The following is a 10,465-nucleotide window of genomic DNA, read 5'->3' as shown; positions in this document are numbered from 1 at the left end:
CTCTAAGATTTTATCTCGTTCTTTGTAAATTTTTACTCTTTGCTTGTTTAAAACGTCGTCATAATCTAAAAGGTGTTTTCTTGCGTCAAAGTTAAAACCCTCAACCCTTGCCTGAGCTGACTCAATAGAGTTTGAGATTATTTTATTTTCTATTGGAATATCGTCGGGTATTTTAAAACGCTCTATTAAGGATTTCATTCTATTCCCTCCGAAAACTCGGGCTAAATCATCCTCAAGAGAGATAAAAAATTGGGAAGAACCAGAGTCTCCTTGTCTGCCTGCTCTTCCACGAAGCTGATTATCAACACGACGGGCTTCATGCCTTTCTGTGCCAATAACATGGAGCCCCCCTATTTTTTTAACCTTCTCTGCATCTTCTTTCTTTGGAGGATTGCCGCCAAGAACAATGTCAACGCCACGTCCTGCCATATTAGTTGCAACTGTCACTGCCCCAGGTTTTCCTGCCTGAGCTATAATTTCACCTTCTTTTTGATGATTTTTTGCATTTAAAATTTGGGAATCTATTCCTTTAATTTCTAAAAGTTTCCCGAGATATTCGTTTTTTTCAATGCTTGTTGTACCAACCAATACTGGCTGTCCTTTCTTGTTTCTTTTTTTTATCTCTTCAACAATAGCCTTATACTTTGCTTTTTCTGTCTTGTAAATTCTATCTGGCAAATCTTCTCTTATCATTGGAAGATTAGTCGGAATAACAACAACATCAACGCCATAAACACTTTGAAATTCTTCAGTCGAGGTAGCTGCGGTTCCCGTCATCCCGGAAAGTTTTTTATACATTCTAAAATAATTCTGCAAAGTCACTGTCGCTACAGTTTCAGATTCTGGTGGTATTTCAACCCCCTCTTTCGCTTCTACTGCTTGATGTATGCCGTCTGACCAACGTCTACCAGGCATTAAACGACCCGTAAATTCATCAACTATAATCACTTTTCCTTCCTTTATTACGTAGTTTTTATCCTTTAAAAATAATCCATGAGGACCATCTTTGACTCTAAGCGCATTATCAATATGATGAGTCGTTACAATATCTCCCTCTACCCAAGGATTATAACCTCCTAATTTTTCTATAATTTTCTCCTGACCCTTGTGCGTTAAAATAGCTGCTCTCATTTTCTCGTCTACTTCATAATCCTCCTCTTCTTTTAAATCTCTCACTATTTCAGCAAATTTATAATACTTTTCCGAGGCTGCCTCAGCAGGAGAAGAAATAATCAATGGAGTCCTTGACTCATCAATTAAAATAGAGTCAACTTCGTCAATTATTGCAAAATTAAATCCCCTTTGCACTTTTTCTTTAATGTTAAAAACCATATTGTCACGAAGATAATCAAATCCAAATTCGTTATTTGTCCCATAAGTAATATCTGCTCTATATGCTTCTCTTTTAGAAACGGGGCGCAAGAAATCTTCAACAACTTTAAAGCTGCCGAGTTCATCACGAACCTCATCTTTTTCCTCGTCTGATTTTTTATACCCAGGATCATATAAAAAACTCTGTTCATTATTAAGACATCCCACAGATAAACCAAGTAAATTATAAATCTGACCCATCCAAACAGTATCACGACGAGCCAAATAATCATTAACAGTAACAAGATGACATCCTTTCTCTTCGAGCGCATTTAAATAAAGAGGTAAAGTTGCAACTAAAGTTTTACCTTCCCCGGTTTTCATTTCAACAATATTACCTTGATACATAGCAATACCACCCATTAATTGGACATCAAAGTGGCGCTGTTTTAGAGTTCTTTTTGCAGCTTCTCTCACTAAAGCAAAAGCACCAGGAAGAATGTCGTCTAAGTTATTATTCTCTTTAAGTTTTTTTTTAAATTCTCTTGTTTTTTTCTTTAACTGACCATCAGAAATATTCTCGAATTCTTTTTCGAAAGAATTTATCTCATCAATAATTGGCTTATTTTTTTTAAAATATTTTTCGCTTGGATCTCCAAAAATTTTTTTAAGGAAAGACATAAATTTTATATTTTATTATACATCTTTTTTACTAAAATAGAGGGCAACACAATGCCCTCGAAAAAAGTTTAAATTTATCTTTTATGGAATTAATTTAATTATTTAGAAAATAGCTCTTCTGTTTTCTTTTTCGTTTTTCCGTTGTCTATCAATGTTGATTTCTTTATACTTCTTAAACTCTCCTTTTAATTCGTCTCTTGCTTCATTAATTGCTAAATAAATATCCTCTCTTGTGGCTTCAGCTCTTAGAAATTTATTTTTCAAATGAATATTTACTTCTGCTCTGAAGATTTTCCCCTTGTTGTGATGATCTGTAATTTTTTCTATTTCTATTTTCGCTGTGAGTGGCAGATCAGTATTTATATATTTTTCAGTACTTCCTATTCTATCTTTAATATAATCCTCTAACTTCGGATTTAACTTTATTCGCGTTCCTTTTATAACAAATCTCATATAATTTTATATTTACTTATATAATATTTAATTTAAATAAACAACCCCGCTAAAATATAGTATCTGCGGGGCTGCTTTAAAACAGACCAACTATTTCTTTTTTCTGCGAGCTCTTTTCGTGGTCTTTTTTTTAGCAACTTTTCTCTTTGTTGTTTTTCTTTTTGCAGGTTTTCTTTTTTTCGTTGCTTTTTTTCTTGCCATTTTTTTATCTCCTCGTATCGAGAAGAAAATAATATTTATTTGAATAGTCGGCCTCCACTATTTCTATTCTTTATTTAATTATAATCACCTCTTCTTTAAGTTCAATATCAAACTTCTTTTTTACTTCTCCTTTAATAAAATTTATTAAAGAAATTATATCTTTTGCTTTAGCATTATCATAATTTACAATAAAATTTGTATGCTTTTCAGAAATTTTAGCACCTCCAACTCTTTTTCCTTTAAGCCCCGCTTTATCTATTATATAAGCAGCGGGCACCTCTGCTTTTTCTTTAAACTCAAAAAATCTCTCAAGCAATGAATTTTCTATGTCTTTTGTCTTGATATTTTTAAAAATACTTCCTGCAGAAGGCTGCCCTAGAGGATGATGCTCTTTTCTATAAAGAATATGCTCTCTTATCACCCTTCCTATTTCTCCCTTTTCTTTTTTTTCTAAAGAAAAAATACCAGAAGAGATAATATATTTTTTTGTTTTTTTAAAAATTGAATTTCTATATGAGAATTTACAATCTTTACTTGAAAATCTTTTCTCTTCTAATGTCTCTTTATCAACAGCTAAAACTTCTTTTATATTATTTTTTACCTCGCCACCAAAAGCCCCAGCATTTCCAAAGATTGCACCACCAACAGTACCAGGAATTCCAGCTCCCCACTCAAGACCACTTAATGATTTTTCTTTACAAAATAAAATCAGTTTCAAAAAAACAATACCAGCCCCTGCAATAACTTCATTTCCCTTAAAATTCAATTCTCGATTTTCTATTTTTATTATAACGCCATTATAATCACTATCAGAAAATAAAATATTACTTCCTCCTCCTAAAATAAAAAATGGAAGTTTTTTTTCTTTGGTCCATTTTACAGCTCCTTTAATCTCATTATCGTTTGACGCTTTTATAAAATACTTAGTCCGACCCCCTATCTTAAAAGTGGTAAAATCCTTAAGAGAAACTTCTTCTTGAATATTTAACATAAATAACCTAAAACGGCGCGGAGGGAGTTACTCCAATTCTAAAGTCTTTTGTGAGTGCGTGCCCCTCCACACCATTATTATTTTATAATCTAAAAAAATTAAATGCAATGCTTTATTCGATAAAGGACTTGACTTTTTGCGATTTTTTTGCTAATATATAACTGTGAGTGTATATCCTCTTTTGAGGAACTCTAACTAAAGTCGGCAAGAAGCCTTGGAAAATTCCATGGCTTTTTGCTTTTTAAGACATAAATAATCAATATTTAAGAAACTTTTTTTCTTATCTGATAAGCTTTATACCAGAATTTTTTTAGTATAAAATCTCTTCCCTTCGGATATTTAAATTCTTCACCGCCAAACCCTCTTTTAAATCTTGTAATCCCCGGCCATTTTTCTTCATCTATTCCCCAAAAATCATATTCTAAAAAACCCATATTTTTCGCATCAGAAATTTGCTTCCAGTGAAGCAAGTGAGGAGCCATAAATTTTCTATATTTATAATCTGAAACTCCGTGAATATAATTCGCTCTTTTACCAAAATAAATTAAAATATTTGCTGCAATAATTTTATCTTTATATTTTGCAATATATAAAATCGTATTATCTAAAGATAGAAGATATTTATAATGACTTTTTGAAAATGATTTAAAACCACCTCTCTTTGAGGTTTTATACAAGAGTTTACAAAAATAATTTAAACATTCTATCTTTTTTTCTTTACTCTCATATTTTTTTATCTCCACTCCTCTCTTTTGCGCTAATCTAATATTATATCTTGTCTTTGGGTGAAAATTTTTAAATATCTCTTCTGTTGAATTTTTTAATGACAAAATCAAAGTTTCTTTAGGTTGCACCCTCCTTTCAGATTTTATAAGCTTATCCATCTTAGGTAAAACATTTGTTGGCTCTATGTTCAGAAATACAGAATTTTCTTTTTTTCCGATCTTCTCTATTTCCTTAAAAAACAAAGTTAAAATTTTCTTCTTATCTTTTAAAAATAAAGTTGATTTAAAACAAGGACCAAAAGGAATATACAAAAGACTCTTTTTCATGGGGAAAATCTCTTTTTGAACTTGCGCCGCAGCAAGAATTCCTTTTTCCCTCTCAATAAAAAGACGCCAAACTTTTTTATTTTTCATTTTTTCAAAATTTCCAAAATCCCAAGATTGTAAAAAACTACCATCATTTTCCGTTAAAAATTCATCCCATTCTTTTTGATTTTCGGCAAAAAAAATTTTCATTGGTTATGTGTTATAATTTACCCTGCCAAATAGTTATAATAAATTTAACAGGATGAAATATAATCATATCATAAACTTTTATGAAATTTAATCTCAAAACAGATTTAGAATTGATAAAATCGCAAAAAGAGGCCGTAAATAAAATAACAAAAAATCTGAAAGAAAAAGAAAAACATAACGTGCTCTTGGGTGTTACGGGATGCGGTAAAACTTTTATTATGGCAAATGTAATTGAAAAGATTCAAAAACCAACTCTTGTAATAAGCCATAATAAAACTTTAGCTGCCCAGTTATATCAAGAATTTAAAGATTTTTTTCCAGAAAACTCTGTCCATTATTTTGTATCTTATTATGACTATTATCAACCAGAAGCATATATTCCGCAGACCGATACTTACATTGCAAAAGATGCAAAAATAAATGATGTAATTGACAGACTACGCCATGAAGCAACTCAAGGGATATTGTCCAGGAACGATACCATTATTGTTGCCTCTGTTTCTTGCATATACAACATTGGCTCTCCTGAAAATTATAAAAATATTTCTTTTTTGATTAAAAAAGATCAAAAAATTCAAAGAAAAGAATTGTTAAAAAATTTAATAAAGCTTCAATACGAAAGAAATGAAATTGATTTTTCCGCGGGAAAATTCAGGGTAAGGGGCAATATTGTAGAAATATTCTCCCCTACTGGTGAGGAAATAATTAAAATTGAACTTTCAACGAATGAAATATCAAAAATATTTTTAAATGGAAATGCAAAAAATCCGGACGGGAAATTTTCAGAAATAAAAAAATACAGATTTTTCCCTGCTAAATTTTGGGTAACACCTCCAGATAAAAATCCATTGGCAATTTCAAGTATTAAGCTTGAACTCGATGAAAGATTAAAAGAATTAAAAAAACAGAAGAAATTATTTGAAGCAAAAAGATTGGAAAGGCAAGTGAATTATGATATCGAAATGATAAAAGAGACCGGTTGGTGTAGTGGTATCGAAAACTATTCAAGACATTTTGAATTTAGAGAGCCCGGGAGTCCGCCATTTTCTTTACTAGATTATTACCCAGGGGATTTTTTGATTTTAATAGATGAATCGCATATGACAATTCCCCAACTTTATTCAATGTACAGAGGCGATAAAGCAAGGAAAGAAACTTTAGTTGAATATGGTTTTCGCCTACCCTCTGCCCTCGATAATAGACCCCTTAAATTTGAAGAATTTGAAAAAAAAATCAATCAAGTCAGTTATATTTCAGCGACTCCAGGAAAATACGAAATAGAAAAAATTAAATCTAAAAAACAAAAATTGCTTACCGAGGTCTTAATAAGACCAACGGGACTCCTTGATCCTAAAATTGAAATAAGGACAACCGAAAATCAAATTGAAAACTTAATCTCGGAAGTTCAAAAAGCTGTAGACAAAAAAGAACGAGTCCTTGTAACGACGCTAACAAAAAGACTTGCAGAGGATTTGTCGGATTATTTAGAAGAAAAAGGTTTTAAGGTTCAATATTTACATTCCGAAGTTAAAACCCTAGAAAGACCAGGAATTTTACGAGATTTGCGTGAAGGAAAATATGATATATTAGTGGGTATAAATCTTTTGCGTGAAGGCCTTGATTTGCCAGAAGTTGCCTTAATTGCAATTTTAGATGCTGATAAAGAAGGCTTTTTAAGGAATGAAACTACATTGGTCCAAACAATGGGAAGAGCTGCGCGACATCCAAATGGGAGAATAATAATGTATGCGGATGAGATTACAAATTCAATGAAAAATGCAATAAAGGAAACTGAAAGAAGAAGAAAAATCCAAGAAAAACATAATAAGGAAAATAATATTACGCCCCAAGCAATAAAGAAAGCAATTCGAGAATGGGATTTTTCAAAAGCAAAAAAAGAAATTACAGATATTAGCGAGTTAGCTAAAATTACGGATACAAATTTTTTAAAAAAAGAAATGCAAAAAGCAGCCCAGGAACTTAACTTTGAAAGAGCTGCAAGAATTAGAGATGAAATTAAAAAAATAGAAAAGAGATAGAAAAATTTTTATTTCAGAAATAAATTTAATCCAATATAAACAAAAATACTAAATATAAATCCGAAAATAAAATATATTGGTTTTCTATATCTTTTTGCCATCGGATAAAGTTCGTGAACTGAAATAAAAATCATACATCCCGCAGCAAAAGCAACAAAAAAGGGATTAAATTTCGGCGCAACAGAAACTGCAATCAATCCTACCACGGCACCGAATGGCTCTGCGAGAGCAGAGATTATCCCAAGCTGGATTAATCTTTTTTTGTTTTTTGCAATCACCAACGGCACTGCCATTACAAACTCTTCTGGAAAATTATGCAGTGCAATTGAAATTGCAACTAAAATTCCCAAAGTAGGAGCTAAAATATAACTATTTGCCAAAGCAAATCCCTCTGGAAAATCATGTAAAATAATTCCTATAGCCACAAGATAAGCGGCCTTGATTCGCCAATTTAATTTGCCTTTTTCTTCAATAAAATGAGTATGAGAAAAAATATAATCTAAAATGAAAATAAAAAAAGCTCCCGATATTAGAGCTAAAAAAGTATTTAGAACGCTAGATAATTTTATTGATTCTGGTATAAGTTCAAAGAAAGAAATTAAAAGCATTATACCAACAGAAAATCCTATACCGAGAGCAATTTTTTTCTTGCTTTCTTTACAAAAAAAAGCAAGAAAAATCCCAAGTAGAGTAGAAACTGCGGAAAGAAAAGACAATAAAATTATTGCAATATAATTTTGCGACATCATTTTATTATCCTAATTGCTTTCCCCTTGATCAATGCTTCGGTAATTTTTTTATAAGCAGAAGATAAAATTCTCTGAAATGTACTTTGGGAAGTGTGCATTAACTTTGCACATTCAACCTGTTCTAAGTCCTTTATATTTTTTAATCTTAAAGCCTCTAATTCTTCATGACTTAAATGAATAATTTCTAAAAACCTCATTGGCACGCCCTGAGGTTTAAAATAATTAACATTTGGTCTAAATCTTATTCTTCTGCAAAGTTTCGGTCTTGGCATTTTTACTATTTATAGAGAGCTTATCGAACTACTCTCTTTTTAAGTTTATATTACATTTAGGACATTTTAAAGATGAACATGGAATTCCTCTTTTATGTGGTGCTTTATAACCACATTCCGGACAAATACAATTACCTACAGGACCTTGACCAGTGGCTTCTTTAACTTCTTCCTTGAATTTCCCTCGTCTTTGCCACCCAAATCCCCTACCAAAATCAGGCTTATAAAAGTTTGTTGTGATGTCATGGCTTTTAATTTGAATAGCAATATATTTTAAATTTTCGATTTTTTTTGTAAGCTCTTCTCTTAAATTATTTGAAATGTTGTTTGCTTTCTCCACACTTAAATCATTTGGTAATTTTATTTCAAGGTTAGCAGTAATAGCAGATCCTTTCTTTTGAGTTTTTAAAGAATTGACTTCGATATTCTGTTTTTTTGCAATTTTTTTTATTTTATCTTCTGTTCCCTGGTCAGCCGAAACATCAAGTAATGAACCCATAGCTTCTTTCCCAATTAAAAAAGCTTCTTTTATTATATAAACACCCATTAATATAGCCAAAACAGAATCAGCATAAGACCAATATTTTGTTAAAAAAAGCCCAATTAAAATTACTAAAGATGTATAAACGTCAATTCTTGAATGTGTCCCATCTGAAAGTAAGCTAACAGAACTTTCTTTCTTGCCATAATGAATTTTTAGCCTAGACATTATCTCATTTGCCACAACTGAAAATATCATTATTCCAAATGCAAGGTAGCTGACCTGAATAGTTTTTGTTTCAAAAAATCCTTTATAAGCGTCATAAATAATTCCGATGCCTGTTACTAAAATAAACAGGGTAATAATTACTCCAGCTAATACCTCAAATTTATAGTGACCATAAGGATATTTTTCGTCGGCTGGTTTTCCTGATATTTTAATTCCAACATAACTTATAATTGAAGAAAAAACATCTACAAAAGAATCAATTCCGCTGGCTAGTATCGCAACTGAATTAGAAAAAACACCAACGGCAATTTTGCCCCCAGCTAAAAATACGTTTGCTAATATTGCAATTTTCGCTATTTTTTCTTTCATTTTCTAATTATAAACTAATTATCGCCTTGTGAAAATTGTCTAGCATAAGGCGATAATTAGTTTTTTTTCTTTACTTGCCTTTTAGATTTTTTAACCTTTCTTTTACTTCTTTAAGTTCTTCTTCTAAAACCTCAGCATCGTCTTCTAACATTTCAACTTCCTCTTTTTTGGTAATTTCTCCCTGATAGGGCATATAACCCCAAAACCTTCTAAATCCACGACCTCCTCTTCCTCTACCTCTTGCCATTCCGGCGCCGCAAGGACCCATTCCTCTTCCAGTTCCAGGGCCGTAGCCCATAGGACCAGTTGCATCAAATCTTGGCATGGTTTTGCAAAACAAAAGTTTTGCTCACTAATCGGTGATGCCGACCTTACATCACTCTCTATTATGAGTATATACCCATAACTATGTTTTGTCAAGGTTTTAAAATAAAAACCCGAGAAACTATCTCGGGTTTTTAAAATTTTAGTATAATAATCCGCTATAAAAACTAATTACAAGAATAATGAGATTTTGAACAAGTAGGATTGTTTTCGTATTCTTTTGAAACGTTCTTACTGTCTATACACCACCATTTTTCATTCATTTTTTGGGCTTTGGCGCAGTAAGCATTTTTACTTGTGTATACAACAAAATTCTCACCATCACCAAAATCAATTGCTTTTTTCGCAGTATTAAAAACTTCACCTTTTTCAAGGCCAATATAGGTTTTTTGAACATCGTAATATTCTTTAGCACCCTCGGCAAATGTTTCCATTGTGCCTTCTATCACCTTTCCCTTAACTTCTGTTGCTGCTTTCTTTACTCCAAAAAATCCCAAAGATATTATTATAATTAAAGCTGTAATTTGTCCAATAATGCACAATATTATTCCAGCTATTGCAAAGCCTTTCTTTGATGATTTTAATCCCAATATACCTAAAATTATACCAATGATAAACGTTATGAATCCTAAAAATGGTATAAAAGAAAAGAAACCAAGAATAAATGCGGCTATAGCTGATCCTTTTCTGTCTTCTGGAACTTGTTGCGGAGCTTGTTGATATTGTTGTTGGTTTTGCTGAATTGGTGGCTGTTGAGTTGATCCTTGAGGTTCTTGCTTTTGTTGTGATTGATTTTCTTCTTTTGACTCCATGTTTTCCATATTGAAATTTATATTTTAAAATAACGACCTTTCCAATTAAGTTATTTTATTCTACCAAAAAAGCTCCATTGTGTGGAGCTTTTCTTCACTTTTTTTATTAATGTTATAAATTATTCCCAAGTGATTCTAAATTCGTCACAAGAACCTTCTTTAAAGATACATTCCGTCTCTTTACACTCTATTTTTTTGCTTTTAATACCTAAAGATGCAACTCTCTTAAAATAACCAGCGAGGTAAATACAAATTATCGGGTGAACTTTAAAGTTTTTTAATCTTAAAATAAGTGTTTTTTTATCTTCGTGAA

11 protein-coding genes are annotated in these 10,465 nt (G+C 31.5%); 1 reads left to right on the top strand and 10 read right to left on the bottom strand.

All coding sequences use genetic code 11. From position 1 onward, the window contains the following. The 4 genes from secA to PHI88_03230 form a co-directional block, all read right to left on the bottom strand. The coding region (gene secA / locus PHI88_03245; protein ID MDD5552143.1) for a preprotein translocase subunit SecA at positions 1–1,992 on the bottom strand (1,992 nt) is incomplete at its 3' end. A gap of 102 nt (positions 1,993–2,094) precedes the next feature. Further along, positions 2,095–2,445, bottom strand: a complete 351-nt coding sequence (gene raiA / locus PHI88_03240) for a ribosome-associated translation inhibitor RaiA (GenBank protein MDD5552142.1) — start codon at positions 2,443–2,445, stop codon at positions 2,095–2,097. 271 nt (positions 2,446–2,716) lie between these two features. Then, on the bottom strand, positions 2,717–3,637 hold the full coding sequence (gene murB / locus PHI88_03235; GenBank protein MDD5552141.1) for a UDP-N-acetylmuramate dehydrogenase: 921 nt from the start codon (positions 3,635–3,637) through the stop codon (positions 2,717–2,719). Between the two features lie 263 nt (positions 3,638–3,900). Beyond that, positions 3,901–4,878, bottom strand: coding sequence for a peptidoglycan bridge formation glycyltransferase FemA/FemB family protein (locus PHI88_03230; protein ID MDD5552140.1), 978 nt, complete (start codon positions 4,876–4,878; stop codon positions 3,901–3,903). Positions 4,879–4,958: 80 nt separating this feature from the next. Between PHI88_03230 and uvrB the strand changes: the two genes are divergently transcribed. Then, positions 4,959–6,917: an excinuclease ABC subunit UvrB gene (uvrB, locus tag PHI88_03225; GenBank protein MDD5552139.1), complete on the top strand. Its 1,959-nt coding sequence runs from the start codon at positions 4,959–4,961 to the stop codon at positions 6,915–6,917. A gap of 8 nt (positions 6,918–6,925) precedes the next feature. Here the strand turns inward: uvrB and PHI88_03220 are convergent, their stop codons facing one another. The 6 genes from PHI88_03220 to PHI88_03195 all read right to left on the bottom strand — a co-directional run. Beyond that, positions 6,926–7,666, bottom strand: a complete 741-nt coding sequence (locus tag PHI88_03220; GenBank protein MDD5552138.1) for a ZIP family metal transporter — start codon at positions 7,664–7,666, stop codon at positions 6,926–6,928. Beyond that, entirely contained in the window at positions 7,663–7,938 is a 276-nt protein-coding gene (locus tag PHI88_03215; protein ID MDD5552137.1) for a DUF134 domain-containing protein, read from the bottom strand. The genes PHI88_03220 and PHI88_03215 overlap by 4 nt, the downstream gene beginning before the upstream one ends. Before the next feature lie 28 nt (positions 7,939–7,966). Then, positions 7,967–9,016, bottom strand: a complete 1,050-nt coding sequence (locus PHI88_03210) for a cation diffusion facilitator family transporter (GenBank protein MDD5552136.1) — start codon at positions 9,014–9,016, stop codon at positions 7,967–7,969. 70 nt (positions 9,017–9,086) lie between these two features. Further along, positions 9,087–9,341, bottom strand: coding sequence for a DUF5320 domain-containing protein (locus tag PHI88_03205; GenBank protein ID MDD5552135.1), 255 nt, complete (start codon positions 9,339–9,341; stop codon positions 9,087–9,089). Positions 9,342–9,507: 166 nt separating this feature from the next. Continuing rightward, entirely contained in the window at positions 9,508–10,161 is a 654-nt protein-coding gene (locus PHI88_03200) for a hypothetical protein (protein ID MDD5552134.1), read from the bottom strand. 110 nt (positions 10,162–10,271) lie between these two features. Continuing rightward, on the bottom strand, positions 10,272–10,465 hold a 194-nt coding region (locus PHI88_03195), incomplete at its 5' end, for a hypothetical protein (protein MDD5552133.1).

The organism is Candidatus Paceibacterota bacterium (genome assembly GCA_028716825.1).
GTDB lineage: Bacteria > Patescibacteriota > Minisyncoccia > Minisyncoccales.
Note: the sequence above shows the minus strand (reverse complement) of the source record. Positions and strands in the feature narration are given on the sequence as shown.